Genomic DNA, 18,950 nt, shown 5'->3' on the forward strand with positions numbered 1-18,950 from the left:
GCTGCGCCATCCGGTCAAACCGGTGACGTAGGGGAGACACTGTCCACAGGCTGGGGACAACAACTTGAACCGCACCCGTCGCCCTGACTACCGTGGCTGAACTCCGATTCGTTCCTTTGTCCCCTCCCGGCCGATTGATTCCACCGGCCGCCCGAGTCTGATCCCGACCCGTCCCCGAACCACACGTTCGGGGGACTTGTGAGAGAGCGTGCCCTGTGGCTGACGTACCTGCCGATCTTGCCGCAGTGTGGCCGCGTGTACTGGAGCAGCTCCTCGGCGAGGGCCGCGGCCAGGGGGTCGAGGCGAAGGACGAGCACTGGATCCGGCGCACCCAGCCGCTCGCGCTGGTCGCCGACACCGCCCTGCTCGCCGTACCGAACGAGTTCGCGAAGGGTGTGCTCGAGGGCCGCCTCGCACCGGTCGTCAGCGACACGCTGAGCCGGGAGTGCGGCCGCCCGATCCGCATCGCGATCACCGTCGACGACTCCGCGGGCGAGCCCGCCGCCCCGCCGGCGCCGCCCGCCCGCCCCCAGCCGCGCTACGACGAGCCCGAGCCGTCCTCCGGTCCGGGCGGCCCCTACGACCAGCACGGCCCGTACGAGGGCTACGGCCGTCACCGCGCCGAGCAGATGCCGGGCGGCTCCGGCGACCAGCTCCCGGCGGCCCGTCCCGCCTATCCGGCGGAGTACCAGCGTCCGGAGCCCGGCTCCTGGCCGCGTCCGGCGCAGGACGACTACGGCTGGCAGCAGCAGCGGCTCGGCTTCCCGGAGCGGGAGCCGTACGCGTCGCCCCCGCCGGAGTCGTACGGCTCCTCCCCCCGGGACGCGTACAACCAGGACACCTACGGCCAGGAGCCGTACGCGAAGGACGGGTACGCGCAGGAGCCGTACCCGCAGGACGCCTACCAGCAGGACTACCGCCCGCAGTCCCCCCAGTCCGCGGAGCGCCCGTCGCACGACGCGCAGCGCGGCGACTACGAGCAGGCGCGGGGCGACTACGAGCAGCGGGACGCGCGCCGGGAGCTGCCCGAGCCGCCGTCCGGCCCGGGGCACGTCCACCGCGGCGGCCCGGCCGGCCCCGCCCTGCCCGCCACCGGCGCGCCGGGACCGCTGGCCGCGCAGCCCGCGCCGGCGACCGGGCCGGGCGAGCCGACCGCACGCCTGAACCCGAAGTACCTCTTCGACACGTTCGTGATCGGCGCCTCCAACCGGTTCGCGCACGCGGCGGCCGTCGCCGTCGCCGAGGCACCCGCGAAGGCGTACAACCCGCTGTTCATCTACGGCGAGTCCGGGCTCGGCAAGACGCACTTGCTGCACGCGATCGGGCACTACGCGCGGAGTCTGTACCCCGGCACGCGGGTGCGGTACGTGAGCTCGGAGGAGTTCACCAACGAGTTCATCAACTCCATCCGCGACGGCAAGGGCGACAGCTTCCGCAAGCGCTACCGCGAGATGGACATCCTGCTCGTCGACGACATCCAGTTCCTGGCGGACAAGGAGTCGACGCAGGAGGAGTTCTTCCACACGTTCAACACGCTCCACAACGCCAACAAGCAGATCGTGCTCTCCAGCGACCGGCCGCCCAAGCAGCTGGTGACGCTGGAGGACCGGCTGCGGAACCGTTTCGAGTGGGGCCTGATCACCGACGTCCAGCCGCCCGAGCTGGAGACGCGCATCGCGATCCTGCGCAAGAAGGCGGTGCAGGAGCAGCTGAACGCCCCGCCGGAGGTGCTGGAGTTCATCGCCTCCCGGATCTCGCGCAACATCCGTGAGCTGGAGGGCGCGCTGATCCGGGTGACGGCGTTCGCCTCGCTCAACCGGCAGCCGGTGGACCTGGGCCTGACGGAGATCGTCCTGAAGGACCTGATCCCCGGCGGCGAGGACTCCACGCCCGAGATCACCTCCACGGCGATCATGAGCGCGACCGCGGACTACTTCGGCCTCACGGTCGAGGATCTGTGCGGCAGTTCGCGCGGCCGTCAGCTGGTCACGGCCCGGCAGATCGCCATGTATCTGTGCCGCGAGCTGACGGACCTGTCGCTGCCGAAGATCGGCGCGCTGTTCGGCGGCCGCGACCACACGACGGTGATGCACGCCGACCGCAAGATCCGGAATCTGATGGCCGAGCGGCGTTCCATCTACAACCAGGTCACGGAGCTCACGAACCGCATCAAGAACGGCTGACGGGCCGGACCGCCGCCGTGCGCCGCCCACGTCGCCGAGGCGCCTCCGGAAGGGTTCCGGGGGCGCCTTCGCGCGTGCCCGCCGCGGGGCCGCCCGTCCGCCGCCGGGAGGTCTTCCCTCCCCCCGGCGGGCGGCGGCCACACATCACCCGCGCGTCCGCGTGTCCGGCGAGGACCCCGCCTACGCCGCGCAGGACCCTCCACGCCACGCACAGCCCCTCCGAGCCGCCCCCGCGCCGCCACCCCTCGCGTGTGGCGAGATCTGCCCACTTCGCCACCCACCGCCTCCCGCGTCCCGCCCCGTCGGCCGCTTCCCGGCCCGCACGGCGCGCTCCACCGTCGTACGGCGACGTCGCGCTGCCGGCCCCGGCGTTCGAATACCTGCGGAGTTACGGCCGTCCTCCACAGATCCGCCGACTTTCTTGCGTCCACACCCTGGGGACTGGGAAGTTGTCCCGATCTTGTCCACAGGGCCGCGCGGCGAAAGATCATCGGCCCAGGTCAGGTGCCTGTGGATTAGTGGACAAACGTTATCCACAGCCTGTGGACGACAAGGCGACCCGCATACCGGCCGTCGCGTTGTCCACGGTCGATCCACAGGCTGAGGACGCTTGTCCCCAGGCATCGGCAGCTTCTCCACATGGCTGTCCACTGTTCGGCAACACGACCCGCCTTCTCACCGCTTCGAGTGAAAGGCGTCACATGAAGGTGCCGGATTGGGCTGTGGGAAAGACGGGTAAAACTGGGGACGACGCTGGGGAGAAGTCGCCCCTGCCTGTGCATGGGGTGTGCAGAACTTTCCGTTCTCCACAGAGACCCCGGGTTGTCCACGGGTGTCACCCACAGGGCCGGTGGACAAAATCACCGTGCTGAGCTGGGGAAACGTAGTTATCCACGGTATCCACAGGCCCTACTACTACGTCCGACTAGAGAGAGCGCGGAATCCGTTTCGAAGCGGGGCCTGTGCACAACTCGCCCTCTCGCCTCCGGCCGCGGCCCGGTACGACTTGACCCCGAGGGGCACCTGCTGTCAGTGCGGTGCGTCAGACTGGACCCCGGTGTCCTTCCCTCCCCAGGGGCCCGCGACACCGAGTCAGACGACGAAGGCGAAGCAGGGCGAGAAGCGCCGGCAACAGCAGGAGGCGGCTTACGGTGAAGATCCGGGTGGAACGCGACGTACTCGCGGAGGCAGTGGCCTGGGCGGCACGCAGCCTCCCGGCCCGTCCGCCGGCGCCTGTCCTCGCCGGCCTGCTGCTGAAGGCCGAGGACGGACAGCTGAGCCTGTCCAGCTTCGACTACGAGGTCTCCGCGCGGGTGTCGGTGGAGGCCGAGGTCGAGGAGGAGGGCACGGTCCTCGTCTCCGGCCGCCTGCTGGCCGACATCTCCCGCGCCCTCCCCAACCGGCCGGTGGAGATTTCCACAGACGGTGTACGGGCGACGGTGGTGTGCGGCACCTCGCGATTCACACTCCACACCCTGCCTGTGGAGGAGTACCCGGCCCTGCCGCAGATGCCGAACGCGACGGGCACGGTCCCCGGCGAGGTCTTCGCCTCCGCCGTGCAGCAGGTCGCCATCGCCGCGGGCCGCGACGACACACTGCCCGTCCTCACCGGTGTGCGCATCGAGATCGAGGGCGACACGGTCACGCTGGCCTCCACCGACCGCTACCGCTTCGCGGTCCGCGAGTTCCTGTGGAAGCCGGAGAACCCGGAAGCCTCCGCGGTCGCCCTGGTGCCCGCCAAGACGCTCCTGGACACCGCCAAGGCCCTGACCAGCGGCGACCAGGTGACCCTGGCGCTGTCCGGCTCGGGCGCGGGCGAGGGCCTGATCGGTTTCGAGGGCGCCGGGCGCCGCACCACGACCCGTCTGCTGGAGGGCGACCTCCCGAAGTACCGCACGCTGTTCCCGACGGAGTTCAACAGCGTCGCCGTGATCGAGACCGCGCCCTTCGTGGAGGCCGTCAAGCGCGTGGCCCTGGTCGCCGAGCGCAACACCCCGGTGCGGCTCAGCTTCGAGCAGGGCGTGCTCATCCTGGAAGCCGGTTCCAGCGACGATGCACAGGCTGTGGAAAGGGTCGACGCGCAGCTGGAGGGCGACGACATCTCGATCGCCTTCAACCCGACCTTCCTGCTGGACGGCCTGAGCGCCATCGACTCCCCGGTGGCCCAGCTCTCCTTCACGACGTCCACCAAGCCCGCGCTGCTCAGCGGCAAGCCGGCCGTGGACGCCGAGGCGGACGAGGCGTACAAGTACCTGATCATGCCGGTGCGGCTCAGCGGCTGACCGCGTCCCGGACCGGCGACGGCCCGCGCCCCGGTGCGCGGGCCCGGACGAATCCGCAGGTGAGGGCGTCGTCTGAGCGCGTACGCCCACAGCTGTGCGGGCACGTCCGGGTTTAGGCTCGGACGTGGGTACGACGTGCCGTGGCCCGCCCCCCGACGGGTGCGGGCCGCCGGGCACGGACGTGCCGTCACGCCACCTCGCACACCTAAGGACACAACTGATGGAGCTCGGTCTCGTCGGCCTCGGCAAGATGGGCGGCAACATGCGCGAGCGGATCCGCCGCGCGGGCCACACCGTCATCGGATACGACCGCAACCCGGACGTCGCGGATGTCCACAGCCTGGAAGAGCTGGTGGGCAAGTTGAAGGGCCCGCGCGTGGTCTGGGTGATGGTCCCGGCCGGCGAGCCCACCCAGACCACCATCGACCGGCTCGCCGAGCTGCTGGAGCCCGGCGACGTCGTCGTGGACGGCGGCAACTCCCGCTGGACCGACGACGAGAAGCACGCCGCCGAGCTGGCCGCCAAGGGCATCGGCTTCGTCGACTGCGGTGTCTCCGGCGGTGTGTGGGGCCTGGAGAACGGCTACGCGCTGATGTACGGCGGTGACGCCGAGAACGTCGCCAAGGTGCAGCCGGTCTTCGACGCGCTCAAGCCCGAGGGCGACTTCGGCTCGGTGCACGCGGGCAAGGTCGGCGCGGGCCACTTCGCGAAGATGGTCCACAACGGCATCGAGTACGCGATGATGCAGGCCTACGCCGAGGGCTGGGAGCTGCTGGAGAAGGTCGACTCCGTGGAGAACGTCCGCGAGGTCTTCCGCTCCTGGCAGGAGGGTACGGTCATCCGCTCCTGGCTGCTCGACCTGGCCGTCAACGCCCTGGACGACGACGAGCACCTGGAGGGGCTGCGCGGTTACGCGCAGGACTCGGGCGAGGGACGCTGGACGGTGGAGGCCGCGATCGACAACGCGGTGCCGCTGCCGGCGATCACCGCGTCGCTGTTCGCGCGGTTCGCCTCCCGCCAGGAGGACTCGCCGCAGATGAAGATGATCGCGGCGCTGCGCAACCAGTTCGGCGGCCACGCGGTCGAGAAGAAGTAAGCAGTACCCGAAGGTTGGAGAGGTCGGCGAACGACCATGCACGTCACGCATCTGTCGCTGGCCGACTTCCGCTCGTACGCCCGGGTCGAGGTCCCGCTGGACCCGGGCGTCACCGCCTTCGTCGGCCCCAACGGGCAGGGCAAGACCAATCTCGTCGAGGCCGTCGGCTATCTCGCCACCCTCGGCAGCCACCGCGTCTCCTCCGACGCTCCCCTGGTCCGCATGGGCGCCGACCGGGCGATCGTCCGGGCGCAGGTGCGCCAGGGCGACCGGCAGCAGCTGATCGAGCTGGAGCTGAACCCGGGCCGCGCCAACCGCGCCCGCATCAACCGGTCCTCACAGGTCAGGCCCCGTGACGTGCTGGGCATCGTACGGACCGTGCTCTTCGCGCCCGAGGACCTCGCCCTGGTCAAGGGCGACCCCGGGGAGCGGCGCCGCTTCCTCGACGAGCTGATCACCGCGCGCTCCCCGCGCATGGCCGGGGTCCGCTCCGACTACGACCGCGTCCTCAAGCAGCGCAACACCCTGCTGAAGTCGGCCGCGCTGGCCCGCCGGCACGGCGGCCGCACCCTGGACCTGTCCACCCTCGACGTCTGGGACCAGCACCTCGCGCGCGCGGGCGCCGAGCTGCTCGCCCAGCGCCTGGACCTGATCGCCGCGATCCAGCCGCTGGCCGACAAGGCGTACGAGCAGCTGGCGCCCGGCGGCGGGCCCATCGCCCTGGAGTACAAGCCGTCGGCCCCGGGTGAGGCCCACACGCGCGAGGACCTCCACGAGCAGCTGCTGGCCGCGCTCGCCGACGCCCGCAGACAGGAGATCGAGCGGGGCGTCACCCTCGTCGGCCCGCACCGGGACGACCTGCTGCTCAGGCTCGGCCAGCTGCCCGCCAAGGGATACGCCTCCCACGGCGAGTCCTGGTCCTACGCGCTGGCGCTGCGGCTGGCCTCCTACGACCTGCTGCGCGCCGAGGGCAACGAGCCGGTGCTCGTCCTCGACGACGTCTTCGCCGAGCTGGACGCCCGCCGCCGCGAACGGCTGGCGGAGCTGGTGGCGCCCGGCGAGCAGGTGCTGGTGACGGCCGCGGTCGACGACGACGTACCGCATGTGCTGGCGGGGGCGCGGTTCGCGGTCTCCGAGGGGACGGTCGAGCGCGTGTGAGGACGGCGGGAACGTGCACGGGCGAGAGGGGAGAGCAGGGATGAGCCCCGACGGATCCGTACCCGGGAAGACCCCCGAGCCCTCCGGTGTCGACCTCGCGCGCGTGGCGCTGCGGGCGGCGCGGGAGGCTGCACGCGCGCGGGGGGACGCGGTACAGCAGAAGAAGCAGGCGCGGCGCGGCGGCCTGCGGTCCGGCGCGCGCGCCGACGGCCGCGACCCGATGCGGCTCGGCTCGGCGATCAGCCGGCTGATCACCGAGCGCGGGTGGGAGACCCCGGCGGCAGTGGGCGGTGTGATGGGCCGCTGGCCGCAGATCGTGGGCGAGGACGTGGCCAAGCACTGCGTGCCGGAGAAGTACGACGAGGACGAGCGGGTGCTGGTGGTGCGCTGCGACTCCACGGTCTGGGCGACCAACCTGCGTCTGCTCGCGCCCACCCTGGTGGCCCGCCTCAACGAGGACCTGGGCCACGGCTCGGTGCGCATGCTCAAGGTGCAGGGCCCCGGTGGCCCCGCCCGCCGCTACGGACCGCTGCGCGCTCCCGGGAGTACGGGGCCGGGTGACACCTACGGGTGAGCGGGGCGCCCGCGGGTGAGCCGAGGACCGGATCGCGGGTCCGGCGGCCCCGGATCACGGGCCGGAACGGTCCGGATCGGGCAGGTTGCCCGGCGGCCGTGCACGCGTGACCGACATCACAAAGAGGGGCGTCGACGGTGTGTTCGTACCGGCGGCGTCCCTCTTGTCGTACAACCGCACACGGTTGCGAATCTGGAGCTGACTCCGACGTAGCCAAGGGTTGACGGCCCAAAGCTCTGAGTGGCGCTGTGAGCCTCTTGGGGCCCCCATCCGCATATCGGGAGTAGTCCGAGGACGGTTCAGGGCGCCACATGAGAGCTCAGGTACCGGCAAACCCCCATCGTTGTCAGTGCTACCGGTAGACTGGAAGACGATCCCGCCCCAATCGTGGGGACCGTCCGGGAAAAGCTGAGCAACGCTGATCAAGGCTTACCAACGCAACATGCCGCAGCCGCTCCGGCAACCCTCCCCCCGAAGGGGGGAACCCCCAGGAGCCCGGCTCGTGCTGTGCCAGAAAGGGCGCTTCGTGGCCGATTCCGGCAACCCCAACGAGAACATTCCGTCCACCGACACCGGCGTGAACGACGCGGCGAGCACCTCCAGCGGCGAGGTCACCGCCTCGTACGACGCGAGTGCCATCACCGTCCTCGAGGGTCTGGACGCGGTCCGCAAGCGACCCGGCATGTACATCGGCTCGACCGGCGAGCGCGGACTGCACCACCTCGTGTACGAGGTCGTCGACAACTCCGTCGACGAGGCGCTGGCCGGTCACGCGGACACCATCGACGTGACGATCCTCGCCGACGGCGGGGTGCGCGTCGTCGACAACGGCCGTGGCATCCCCGTGGGCATCGTGCCCTCCGAGGGCAAGCCGGCCGTCGAGGTCGTGCTGACGGTGCTGCACGCGGGCGGCAAGTTCGGCGGCGGCGGTTACGCGGTCTCCGGCGGTCTGCACGGCGTGGGCGTGTCCGTCGTGAACGCCCTGTCCAGCAAGGTGTCCGTCGAGGTCAGGACCGACGGCCACCGCTGGACGCAGGACTACAAGATGGGCGTGCCGACGGCGCCGCTGGCCAAGCACGAGGCGACCGAGGAGACCGGCACCTCGGTCACCTTCTGGGCCGACCCGGACATCTTCGAGACCACGGAGTACTCCTTCGAGACGCTGTCGCGGCGTTTCCAGGAGATGGCGTTCCTCAACAAGGGCCTGACGATCAGGCTCACCGACGAGCGCGAGTCGGCGAAGGCCACCGCCGGGGCGGACGAGGCGGGCGCCGACGAGAAGGGCGAGGCGAAGACCGTCACGTACCACTACGAGGGCGGCATCGTCGACTTCGTGAAGTACCTCAACGCCCGCAAGGGCGAGGTCGTCCACCCCACGATCATCGACCTGGAGGCCGAGGACAAGGACAAGAGCCTGTCCCTCGAGGTCGCGATGCAGTGGAACAGCGGCTACAGCGAGGGCGTGTACTCCTTCGCCAACATCATCCACACCCACGAGGGCGGCACCCACGAAGAGGGCTTCCGCGCCGCGCTGACGTCCCTGATCAACAAGTACGCGCGGGACAAGAAGCTGCTGCGCGAGAAGGACGACAACCTCACCGGCGACGACATCCGCGAGGGCCTGACCGCGATCATCTCGGTCAAGCTGAGCGAGCCGCAGTTCGAGGGCCAGACCAAGACCAAGCTGGGCAACACGGAGGCGAAGACCTTCGTGCAGAAGGCGGTCTACGAGCACCTCAACGACTGGCTGGACCGCAACCCGAACGAGGCCGCGGACATCGTCCGCAAGGGCATCCAGGCGGCCACCGCGCGCGTGGCGGCGCGCAAGGCGCGCGACCTGACCCGCCGCAAGGGGCTGCTGGAGACGGCGTCCCTGCCGGGCAAGCTGGCCGACTGCCAGTCCAACGACCCGGCCAAGTGCGAGATCTTCATCGTCGAGGGCGACTCCGCCGGCGGCTCGGCCAAGTCCGGCCGCAACCCGCAGTACCAGGCGATCCTCCCGATCCGCGGCAAGATCCTCAACGTCGAGAAGGCGCGCATCGACCGCATCCTGCAGAACCAGGAGATCCAGGCGATGATCTCCGCGTTCGGCACGGGCGTGCACGAGGACTTCGACATCGAGAAGCTCCGCTACCACAAGATCATCCTGATGGCGGACGCCGACGTCGACGGCCAGCACATCAACACCCTGCTGCTGACCTTCCTGTTCCGCTTCATGCGGCCGCTGGTCGAGGCCGGGCACGTGTACCTCTCCCGCCCGCCGCTCTACAAGATCAAGTGGGGCAAGGACGACTTCGAGTACGCGTACTCCGACCGCGAGCGCGACGCCCTGATCGAGATGGGCCGCCAGGCCGGCAAGCGCATCCGCGAGGACTCCGTCCAGCGCTTCAAGGGCCTCGGCGAGATGAACGCCGAGGAGCTGCGCATCACGACCATGGACCAGGAGCACCGCGTCCTCGGCCAGGTCACCCTCGACGACGCCGCCCAGGCCGACGACCTGTTCTCGGTCCTGATGGGCGAGGACGTCGAGGCCCGCCGCGCGTTCATCCAGCGCAACGCCAAGGACGTCCGCTTCCTCGACATCTGAGTCGGTCTCAGCTGACCGCACCAGGAAGGACCTTCACCAGCAATGACCGACGAGAACACCCCTGTGACGACGCCCGAGGGTGACGCCCTGGCGATGCGTGTCGAGCCCGTCGGGCTCGAGACGGAGATGCAGCGCTCCTACCTCGACTACGCGATGTCCGTCATCGTCTCGCGTGCGCTGCCGGACGTCCGCGACGGCCTCAAGCCCGTCCACCGCCGCGTGCTGTACGCCATGTACGACGGCGGCTACCGTCCCGAGCGCGGCTTCTACAAGTGCGCCCGCGTCGTCGGCGACGTCATGGGCAACTACCACCCGCACGGCGACAGCTCCATCTACGACGCGCTGGTGCGCCTCGCCCAGCCCTGGTCGATGCGGATGCCGCTGGTGGACTCCAACGGCAACTTCGGCTCCCCGGGCAACGACCCGGCGGCGGCCATGCGCTACACCGAGTGCAAGATGGCGCCGCTGTCGATGGAGATGGTCCGCGACATCGACGAGGAGACCGTCGACTTCACGGACAACTACGACGGCCGCTCCCAGGAGCCGACCGTCCTGCCGGCCCGCTTCCCGAACCTGCTGATCAACGGATCGGCCGGCATCGCGGTCGGCATGGCGACCAACATCCCGCCGCACAACCTGCGCGAGGTCGCCGCCGGCGCCCAGTGGTACCTGGAGAACCCCGAGGCGTCCCACGAGGAGCTGCTCGACGCGCTCATCGAGCGCATCAAGGGCCCCGACTTCCCCACCGGCGCGCTCGTCGTCGGCCGCAAGGGCATCGAGGAGGCGTACCGCACCGGCCGCGGCTCCATCACCATGCGCGCGGTCGTCGAGGTCGAGGAGATCCAGAACCGCCAGTGCCTGGTGGTCACGGAGCTGCCGTACCAGGTCAACCCGGACAACCTGGCGCAGAAGATCGCCGACCTGGTGAAGGACGGCCGGATCGGCGGCATCGCGGACGTCCGCGACGAGACGTCGTCCCGCACGGGCCAGCGGCTCGTGATCGTCCTGAAGCGGGACGCGGTCGCCAAGGTCGTCCTGAACAACCTCTACAAGCACACCGACCTGCAGACCAACTTCGGCGCCAACATGCTGGCGCTGGTCGACGGCGTGCCGCGCACCCTCTCCCTGGACGCGTTCATCCGCCACTGGGTGGCGCACCAGATCGAGGTCATCGTCCGCCGGACCCGTTTCCGGCTGCGCAAGGCCGAGGAGCGCGCGCACATCCTGCGCGGTCTGCTGAAGGCCCTGGACGCCATCGACGAGGTCATCGCGCTGATCCGGCGCAGCGACACCGTAGAGATCGCGCGCGGCGGCCTGATGGACCTCCTCGCCATCGACGAGATCCAGGCCAACGCGATCCTGGAGATGCAGCTGCGCCGCCTGGCCGCCCTGGAGCGCCAGAAGATCGTCCAGGAGCACGACGAGCTCCAGGCCAAGATCAACGAGTACAACGAGATCCTCGCCTCGCCGGCCCGCCAGCGCGGCATCGTCAGCGAGGAGCTGGCCGCGATCGTCGAGAAGTACGGCGACGACCGCAAGACGAAGCTGATCCCCTACGAGGGCGACATGTCCATCGAGGACCTGATCGCCGAAGAGGACATCGTCGTCACGGTCACGCGCGGCGGCTACATCAAGCGCACCAAGACCGACGACTACCGGGCCCAGAAGCGCGGTGGCAAGGGCGTGCGCGGCGCGAAGCTGAAGGAAGACGACATCGTCGACCACTTCTTCGTCTCCACCACGCACCACTGGCTGCTGTTCTTCACCAACAAGGGCCGTGTCTACCGCGCCAAGGCCTACGAGCTGCCCGAGGCCGGCCGGGACGCGCGCGGCCAGCACGTGGCGAACCTGCTCGCCTTCCAGCCGGACGAGGCGATCGCCGAGATCCTCGCCATCCGCGACTACGGGGCGGCGCCGTACCTGGTCCTGGCCACCAAGTCCGGCCTGGTGAAGAAGACGCCGCTGAAGGACTACGACTCCCCGCGCTCCGGCGGTGTCATCGCGATCAATCTGCGCGCGCGGGAGGACGGAACCGACGACGAACTGATCGGCGCCGAGCTCGTCTCGGCCGACGACGATCTTCTGCTGATCAGCAAGAAGGCGCAATCGATCAGGTTCACCGCCTCGGACGACACCCTGCGGCCCATGGGCCGTGCCACCTCGGGCGTCAAGGGCATGAGTTTCCGCGAGGGCGACGAACTGCTCTCGATGAATGTGGTGCGACCCGGTACGTTCGTGTTCACTGCCACCGACGGCGGGTACGCGAAGCGGACCCCCGTCGACGAGTACCGCGTCCAGGGCCGCGGCGGCCTCGGCATCAAGGCCGCCAAGATCGTCGAGGACCGCGGTTCGCTCGTGGGTGCGCTGGTGGTCGAGGAGACCGACGAGATCCTCGCCATCACACTCTCGGGCGGTGTGATTCGCACGCGAGTCAACGAGGTCAGGGAGACGGGCCGTGACACCATGGGCGTCCAACTGATCAATCTGGGCAAGCGCGATGCCGTCGTCGGCATCGCACGCAACGCCGAGGCGGGGCGCGAGGCGGAGGAGGTCGACGGCGACATCGTCGTCGACGAGGCCGCCGACGACGCCGCGACCGCCGGCACGGACGAGGGTGAGGCGCCCTCGGCCGAGTAGCACGAGGAGTGAGTCAGCGTGAGCGGAGCCACGGGCGCCGGATCGGCCGGTACCCCCAGGGGTACGGAAACGGACGGCGGCGGCCGTGGCTCCGCCGCGCACGCAACGGAGACGGCCCCGTCTTCGTCCTCTTCCTCGTATGACACTCATGGATCCCAGGGGGGAACTGTGACGGACACCCGAGGCCCGCACACCCAGCAGTACGCGGCGGGAGCGGGCCCGGCCGCTCCGGGCGCCGGCGCGCAGGGAGCCGCCCCGCAGGCGGCCTCACCGCTGCCGGGAGAGCGGCGGACACAGCAGCCCGCCGGGCCCTACCACCCGCCGCAGGCCTACCAGACGGCCGCGCCGGGCAGCGCCGTGCGCCGGCCGCGCACGGGCGCGAGCACCACGCCCCGCGTCCGCAAGGCGCGGCTGCGCGTGGCGAAGGCCGACCCGTGGTCGGTGATGAAGGTGAGCTTCCTGCTCTCCATCGCGCTGGGCATCTGCACGATCGTCGCGGCCGCCGTGCTGTGGATGGTCATGGACGCCATGGGCGTCTTCTCGACGGTCGGCGGCACGATCTCCGAGGCGACCGGCTCGAACGAGTCCAACGGCTTCGACCTGCAGTCGTTCCTGTCGCTGCCCAACGTCCTGCTCTTCACGTCGATCATCGCGGTCATCGACGTCGTCCTCGCCACGGCCCTGGCGACGCTGGGCGCGTTCATCTACAACCTCTCGGCCGGTTTCGTCGGCGGTGTGGAGCTGACGCTCGCCGAGGACGAGTGAGCCGGCCGGGACCGGCCCGCGCATCCGGTGGATGAGGAGACGCGGGTGCCGGGAACGGGCGGTTTCGTCCCGTCCCCGACCACCGATTTTGGGACTGCCCGCGTCGTGCGCTAATCTTCAGGAGTCAGCGCGCGGGACACACACCGCAGAGCGCGGCGGGGCTATAGCTCAGTTGGTTAGAGCGCATCCCTGATAAGGATGAGGCCACAGGTTCAAATCCTGTTAGCCCCACCAGCACGAAGACCCCCGGTCCAGTAGGACCGGGGGTCTTCGGCGTTCACCGTGGTGTCCGCCGTGGTGTCCGCCGTGGTGTTCGTCGGGGCGGTCGCTGTGGTGTTCGCCGTGGTGCCGGTGGCGGCCTGTCGGAAGGGCCGGGAGCCGAGTGCCGGGCGCCGAGTGTCTGTGGCGGGTGTCTGTGGCGGGTGTCTGTGGCGGGTGTCCGTGGCGGGTGGCGGCCCGCCGGCCGGCGTGTCCGGGGCAGTGGCGAGGCCCGGCGCTCCGCGGGGCGCCGGGCCTTGCCGATCGGTGTCGGGCGTGCTGTACGCAAGTTCGCCGTGACGACAGGGGAAGGGTGCGGGCGGCGGCACGTGCCGTGCCGGGCCGTGCCGCCTAGCGTTGCAGGGGGATGACGCCCGATGTACGGGGCTCCGTCGACGTCTCGGCGGGTGCGGTGGGGGCACAGAGGGCGACGGCCGGCGCGGCCCCGGACGCGTCCGACAGCGGGCGGTGGCGGCAGCTGGGGACCTTGCCGTGAGCCTCGGCGCGGATGCGCTGCTTCATCGTGGGAGGCAGGGCCCGGGCGTGGGGCCGGATCCAGGGGGACAGGGCCGGTGCCGTCGTATGCTCGGTGGTGCCGCTGGTCTCGTCGTTGTTGCTGTTGCGTTCCGTCTCGGTCTGCGGTACCGCCGCGGAGGCGGTCGTGGTGATGAGTCCGAGCGCCGTGCACAGCGCGAGGAAGGCGGTGACGATGGCGGTCCACAGCTGCGTGACCTTGATCCGGGCCATGGCCCCTCACTTTCGGGTCGGGCGATTTGCGTACTTTCCTCATGATGTGTATGCGCGGCGCGAAGTGGCGGACCGACGTGCCCGACGCGTCGATGTTCAGATGAACACCACCCGGATGGGCGCAAGAGGGGCGAAAAAGAGAGGAGACGGGAGGAGGGCCGCCAAAAGTCACCTTCCGTGGAGGTGTGACCACCCTCCGGACCCGGCGGCTCGTCCCTCTCCTACTGCGGCCCGACGGCGGTGAGTTGAGGACCGACGCAGGTCACCGATCGATATCGGTCGGTGTGTATAGTCGGGCGCCAGAGGTCCCCTACGTCAAGGAAAGACGAGGTCGCGCGGTGAAGAAGCTGCTCCTGGTCGCACTGGCCGCCATCGGCGGTCTCCTGGTGTACCGCCAGATCCAGGCGGATCGCGCCGAGCAGGACCTGTGGACGGAGGCGACTGACTCCGTGCCCACGGGTTCGTGAGTCCCCACGACATACGGTGCTGAGTCCCGCGGGACTCAGCGGTCACCAGAGCATCACCCCGGCCGTCATCGCGGTCGGGGTTTTGTGTTGTCCGCCGTGCCGACGCGCCGGGAGGGGACGGAGAGCCGCATGTTTCGGACGGTCGTACGGAACGGGCGGATGGCGCGCGGGGCGGCGGGGCAGGATGGGCCCCGGTCCGGCGGCTGACGACGAGGGGTGGCGGGGGATGGAGCGGTGTGAGGCGGACCGGCGCGTACCGGGGCGCCGGAGGACGGTGACCAGGCGCCGGCCGGCCGTGACCGCGGTGCTCTCCACGACGCTCGCGGTGCTGTGCGCCACGGCCGCCACGCCGGGCCGGGGCGCTTCGGCCACCGAACCGCCGGACGGCTACGCCTTCGCCGCGGACGCCCGGCGGGCCGAGGGGGCGGACAGCGCCGCGGACGCCGTACGCCTGGCGCCCGGTGAGACGTACCGGAGCTCCCTGCCGGGGAACGGCGCGGTCCACTACCGCCTGTCTCTCGACGGGACGTCGAACGTGTACGTCGCCGTCACTGCCGTCCCCCGCCCCGGCACCGCGGTCTTCGCCGCCGACGGCATCCGGGTGTCCGTGCGGGACGGCGACGGCGGCTCCTGTTCCTTCGACAGCGCGTCCGTCGGCGCCGCGCGCAGCCCGCGTCCCGTCACCGCCTGGGGCCTGCGGGAGATCTCTCCCGGCAAGACGCGCTGCCGGGACGCCGGCACCTACCACGTCACCGTCGAGCGGACCGGTTCGCACCGGTCCGCGCCGGGCGCCTGGGACCTGGAGCTCGCCGTGTTCTCCGAGCCGGGACTGGAGCGGCCCGGTGCGACACGCGCGCCCGGGACCTGGGACTCCGCCTCGCCCGCCCCGCCCGCGGGCGAGCCCGGAAGGCGCCGGGGAGGCGCCGGTTTCGCCGGTGCGGCCCCCCTCGGGCAGGGAGTCTGGCGCGACGGCATCCGCCCGGGGCAGACCCTCTTCTACGCGGTGCCGGTCGACTGGGGACAGCAGCTGTACGCGACCGCCGAACTGGACGGTTCCGGCGGCGGACGGGGGTACGTGCCCGGTGCCGTGCGCCTGACGCTGCACAATCCGGCGCGCGGCCAGGTGGAGGACGCCGGCTCCGGATACGACGGCGGCCGGGCGACCGCCGCCCTCGCCCCGGTGCCACCGGTCGCGTACGCCAACCGCCACGCCGCCGCCGAGAAGGTCCGCGGAATGCGGTTCGCCGGCACCTATTACCTCGTGGTGCACCTCGCGGCAGGAGTGGCCGGTGATTTCGGCGAGGGTCCGTTCGGGCTGACCCTGCGCGTACGGGTCGGGGGCTCGGCGCAGCCCGGCCCCGGCTACGCGGGGGAGTCGGTGCCGCGAGGGGCGTTCGAGGTGGCGGAAGGGGACCGGGTGGCCGCGCCGGAGGGCCGGGGCGGCGGAGGCGGTCCCGTGATGACGGCGGTCGCGGTCGGCGGGATCGGCGCCGGAAGCCTGCTGCTGGCCGGGCTCGGGGTGTGGACCGTGGCGGCGCGGCGGCGGGCCGCGGCCGGACGGTTCCGGGGGCCGGCTGACACCGGGCCGCCGTGAGGCGTTCAGATCCGGCTCAGTGCCCAGAAGCCCACCGCGTAACAGGCCAGTGCGAGGAGCAGCAGCGGGATGGTGACCTTGGCCGGGGGGCCGGTACGGCGGCGCCGTCGTGCCGCGCGGTGCCGGGGAACCGCCGGGGGCGGCAGCGGGAGTGGGAGTGGGGACTGTGGGACGGCCTGGGCGGTGTACGCAGCGGTAGGGGGATCGGTGCGTGGGTGCGGTGCTGACGTCGGTGCCGGTGGTGGTGGCGGTGGGTACCGGTGGGCGGTGGCCTGCCGCTGGAGGTACGGGAGCGCCTGGGCCGGTGGAGGGGTCCGGACGTCCTCGGTGACGGGCCGGGGTGGGGAAGGCGGCCGGTGCCCGGGGGACCGGGGCGGCGCTTCGCCGCTCACCGGCCGGGAGGCCCGCGTCCCGGCCGTCACCGACACGCCCGGGGCGGGCTCGGCGGGTCCGTCGGGGCCGAATCCCGGTGGTAACGGCCCGACTTGGTCGAAGATCTCGATGAGTTCGTCGTCGGGCCCCGGCTCCGGCAGGAGCTCCGCGGCTGCGGCCAGCGCCTTGCGCGCGCCGGTGGCCGTGCGGAACCTCGCCTGCGGATCCGGTTGCAGAAGCGTGGCGACGACCTGCCACAACGGCTCGGGAATCCCCCGGGGCGCTCCCGGAGTCCCGTGTTCGGTGAAGTACCGCACGAGCGCCTTGGTGTCCGGATGCGCGCCCTCCAGCAGGTAGAGGGCGACCAGACCGACGGCGAACAGGTCCGCGGGAAAGTCCGGTTCCGCGCCCAGCAACTGCTCGGGCGCGAGATAACCGGGCGTCCCCACCACCAGGTCGGCCTCGGTCAGCCGTGGTTCGCCCAGCCGCATCGCGATGCCGAAGTCGGACAGCCGCAGCCGCGGCCGGCCCGTGCCGGTGGCTTCGAGCAGCACGTTGGCGGGCTTGATGTCGCGGTGCACGACCTCCTCCGCGTGCACCGCGGCCAGCCCCGCGAGGAGCTGGTCGAGCAGGGTGCAGACGAAGGCCGGCGGCAGGGGGCCGTAGTCCCCCACCACGTGGACCAGCGAGCCGCCGGTGACCAGGTCCATGGTGAACAGGACCTTGTCGTCGTCGGCGGCCCAGCTGGCGGGAGCGAGCACATGGGGATGGTCGATGCGCAGCGCCTGCTCGCGGACGAAGCGCAGCAACGCGTGGGCGTCGCTCTGCTGCAGCACCTTGGCGGCCACATAGCGCCGTCGGCGGTGGTCCCAGGCGCGCCAGACGGCGCCGGACGCACCGCGTCCGATCGGGTCGACCAGCTCGTACCGGCCGGCGAAGACCTCACCCATGGCTGTGCGTCGCTCCTCCCCCTCGGCTCCCCCTGTTGCCTCCCCCGCGACGAGTGATACGACTCCCCCCGGCTCCCTCTCCCGCGGTTTCCGGCTCCCTCTCGCCGGTTCCCGGCTTCCCCTCCCGCGGTCCTGGCTCCCCCTCGCCGGTCCCCGGTGCCCCCTCGTACGGTCCCGGCTCCACCACGGCAGCCGGGCCCGTGGGTCAGCTCTGGTGGGACTGGTAGTGCGCGACCGCGTCGGAGGTACGGCCGGCGCCGTACACCCGGAGGAACTCCGCCAGCTCCGGATGGGTCGGGGCGAGGGTGTCCGCCGCCTCGATGATGTCGCCCGCGGCGGCCACCGAACGCAGCAGCGACTGGATCTCGCGGACCACCCGCTTGACCGTCGGCGCGCCCGAACTGTTCGTCGTCTGCGTGGTGTTGCTGAGCACCGAGCCCCCCTGAGACTTCTTGATCTCCTCCATGCGCTCGGTTGCCTCGGCCGCGCTCACGCTGCCGTCCGCGACCTGCCCCGCCAGGTCCTGCAGCAGCTGCACCCGCTGGACCACCGCGGGATTGCCGATCTTCGCCCGCTGCCCGCTCATCAGCTGCGACAGCATCGGTGCCGACAGTCCCAGTACCCCCGCGAGACGAGCCTGGTTGAGCCCCAGGTCGTCGATCAGCCTACGGAAGAGCGCCCCCAACGGCTCCCCGTACCAGCTCCGCTGCAGTTCCCGCGCTCTTGCGGTGGCTTCCTGCTGTGCGGCGTCCATTGCGTCTCCCCATCGCTTCCCCAAAACGGTGGTTCGCTCCAGCGAACCACGCGGAGCATCTTACGGAGCGTGGTCGTCCACCGGGACCCCCAATCCTTTTGCGGGATACGGGGGGAGACCCGGTACTCTGTTCTGCGGCGCCCGTCGGTTACGCGGTTCCTCCGGCCGGACGCTCCCTTCCGGGGCCTTAGCTCAGTTGGTAGAGCGCTGTCTTTGCATGGCAGATGTCAGGGGTTCGACTCCCCTAGGCTCCACTCAGAAAGACCCCCCTGACCTGCGGAAAACGCGGTCAGGGGGGTCGTTTTTCTTGATGGGGTTCTCATGGCGGGGGCCCGAGGGTCCGCTGGCGGGGGTCCGGGGCTCCGCCCGCCGACGGCGGGAACCGGAGACCGGGTTTCACGTGAAACGGCCCGAACGCCGTGGGGGGGGGGGGCCCCCCGGTGGCCAACCCACCCCGGATGTGGGGGTTAAGGGGGGGGGGAGGCGGGTAGGGACCGGGGGGGGGAAAAAACAAGCGCCCCCAAAG

At 70.9% G+C, this 18,950-nt stretch carries 13 protein-coding genes and 2 tRNA genes; 12 read left to right on the forward strand and 3 right to left on the reverse strand.

The genetic code is table 11. The features are described 5' to 3' along the window. The first annotated feature begins 215 nt into the window (after positions 1 to 215). From dnaA to ABZ340_RS28000, 9 genes are all read left to right on the forward strand, one after another. The gene (gene dnaA, locus ABZ340_RS27960) at positions 216 to 2,183 is read left to right on the forward strand and encodes a chromosomal replication initiator protein DnaA (RefSeq protein ID WP_358784599.1); all 1,968 of its coding nucleotides are present in this window, start codon (positions 216 to 218) and stop codon (positions 2,181 to 2,183) included. A 1,151-nt stretch (positions 2,184 to 3,334) separates the two neighbouring features. Then, the gene (dnaN, locus tag ABZ340_RS27965; RefSeq protein WP_358784600.1) at positions 3,335 to 4,465 is read left to right on the forward strand and encodes a DNA polymerase III subunit beta; all 1,131 of its coding nucleotides are present in this window, start codon (positions 3,335 to 3,337) and stop codon (positions 4,463 to 4,465) included. Positions 4,466 to 4,685: 220 nt separating this feature from the next. Beyond that, positions 4,686 to 5,561, forward strand: a complete 876-nt coding sequence (gene gnd, locus ABZ340_RS27970) for a phosphogluconate dehydrogenase (NAD(+)-dependent, decarboxylating) (RefSeq protein ID WP_358784601.1) — start codon at positions 4,686 to 4,688, stop codon at positions 5,559 to 5,561. Between the two features lie 36 nt (positions 5,562 to 5,597). After that, complete coding sequence (gene recF, locus ABZ340_RS27975) at positions 5,598 to 6,719, forward strand: DNA replication/repair protein RecF (protein ID WP_358784602.1); 1,122 nt, start codon at positions 5,598 to 5,600, stop codon at positions 6,717 to 6,719. Between the two features lie 40 nt (positions 6,720 to 6,759). After that, positions 6,760 to 7,293 carry a DciA family protein gene (locus tag ABZ340_RS27980; RefSeq protein ID WP_358784603.1) on the forward strand — a complete coding sequence of 178 codons (534 nt, stop codon included), beginning with the start codon at positions 6,760 to 6,762 and terminating at the stop codon, positions 7,291 to 7,293. 526 nt (positions 7,294 to 7,819) lie between these two features. After that, positions 7,820 to 9,880 (forward strand): DNA topoisomerase (ATP-hydrolyzing) subunit B, encoded by a 2,061-nt coding sequence (gene gyrB, locus ABZ340_RS27985; RefSeq protein ID WP_358784613.1) that lies wholly within the window; start codon positions 7,820 to 7,822, stop codon positions 9,878 to 9,880. Positions 9,881 to 9,922: 42 nt separating this feature from the next. Beyond that, positions 9,923 to 12,517: a DNA gyrase subunit A gene (gyrA, locus tag ABZ340_RS27990; RefSeq protein WP_358784604.1), complete on the forward strand. Its 2,595-nt coding sequence runs from the start codon at positions 9,923 to 9,925 to the stop codon at positions 12,515 to 12,517. An 18-nt stretch (positions 12,518 to 12,535) separates the two neighbouring features. Further along, positions 12,536 to 13,282 (forward strand): DUF3566 domain-containing protein, encoded by a 747-nt coding sequence (locus tag ABZ340_RS27995; protein ID WP_358784605.1) that lies wholly within the window; start codon positions 12,536 to 12,538, stop codon positions 13,280 to 13,282. A 157-nt stretch (positions 13,283 to 13,439) separates the two neighbouring features. After that, positions 13,440 to 13,516: transfer RNA gene (locus tag ABZ340_RS28000), tRNA-Ile, on the forward strand. Positions 13,517 to 13,891: 375 nt separating this feature from the next. Here the strand turns inward: ABZ340_RS28000 and ABZ340_RS28005 are convergent. Then, entirely contained in the window at positions 13,892 to 14,287 is a 396-nt protein-coding gene (locus ABZ340_RS28005; protein ID WP_358784606.1) for a DUF6344 domain-containing protein, read from the reverse strand. 338 nt (positions 14,288 to 14,625) lie between these two features. Between ABZ340_RS28005 and ABZ340_RS28010 the strand changes: the two genes are divergently transcribed. Further along, on the forward strand, positions 14,626 to 14,754 hold the full coding sequence (locus ABZ340_RS28010; RefSeq protein ID WP_003999697.1) for a DLW-39 family protein: 129 nt from the start codon (positions 14,626 to 14,628) through the stop codon (positions 14,752 to 14,754). Between the two features lie 295 nt (positions 14,755 to 15,049). After that, positions 15,050 to 16,348 (forward strand): hypothetical protein, encoded by a 1,299-nt coding sequence (locus tag ABZ340_RS28015; protein WP_358784607.1) that lies wholly within the window; start codon positions 15,050 to 15,052, stop codon positions 16,346 to 16,348. Positions 16,349 to 16,353: 5 nt separating this feature from the next. On the opposite strand, the gene ABZ340_RS28020 is transcribed toward ABZ340_RS28015, so the two are convergent. Together ABZ340_RS28020 and ABZ340_RS28025 are read right to left on the reverse strand one after the other, a co-directional pair. Beyond that, entirely contained in the window at positions 16,354 to 17,670 is a 1,317-nt protein-coding gene (locus ABZ340_RS28020; RefSeq protein ID WP_358784608.1) for a protein kinase, read from the reverse strand. A gap of 205 nt (positions 17,671 to 17,875) precedes the next feature. Next, entirely contained in the window at positions 17,876 to 18,424 is a 549-nt protein-coding gene (locus tag ABZ340_RS28025; RefSeq protein WP_358784609.1) for a DNA-binding protein, read from the reverse strand. A 181-nt stretch (positions 18,425 to 18,605) separates the two neighbouring features. Between ABZ340_RS28025 and ABZ340_RS28030 the strand changes: the two genes are divergently transcribed. Then, positions 18,606 to 18,678: transfer RNA gene (locus ABZ340_RS28030), tRNA-Ala, on the forward strand. Positions 18,679 to 18,950: the final 272 nt, after the last annotated feature.

This window comes from Streptomyces sp. NPDC006134 (genome assembly GCF_040628835.1).
GTDB lineage: Bacteria > Actinomycetota > Actinomycetes > Streptomycetales > Streptomycetaceae > Streptomyces.

What these genes read in the sequence shown, in the direction of transcription:
- gnd (WP_358784601.1), top strand. Translation starts at nt 4,686, where the DNA reads ATGGAGCTCGGTCTCGTCGGCCTCGGCAAGATGGGCGGCAACATGCGC.
- ABZ340_RS27980 (WP_358784603.1), top strand. Translation starts at nt 6,760, where the DNA reads ATGAGCCCCGACGGATCCGTACCCGGGAAGACCCCCGAGCCCTCCGGT.
- ABZ340_RS28025 (WP_358784609.1), bottom strand. Translation starts at nt 18,424, where the DNA reads ATGGACGCCGCACAGCAGGAAGCCACCGCAAGAGCGCGGGAACTGCAG.
- ABZ340_RS28020 (WP_358784608.1), bottom strand. Translation starts at nt 17,670, where the DNA reads ATGGGTGAGGTCTTCGCCGGCCGGTACGAGCTGGTCGACCCGATCGGA.
- gyrA (WP_358784604.1), top strand. Translation starts at nt 9,923, where the DNA reads ATGACCGACGAGAACACCCCTGTGACGACGCCCGAGGGTGACGCCCTG.
- ABZ340_RS28005 (WP_358784606.1), bottom strand. Translation starts at nt 14,287, where the DNA reads ATGGCCCGGATCAAGGTCACGCAGCTGTGGACCGCCATCGTCACCGCC.
- recF (WP_358784602.1), top strand. Translation starts at nt 5,598, where the DNA reads ATGCACGTCACGCATCTGTCGCTGGCCGACTTCCGCTCGTACGCCCGG.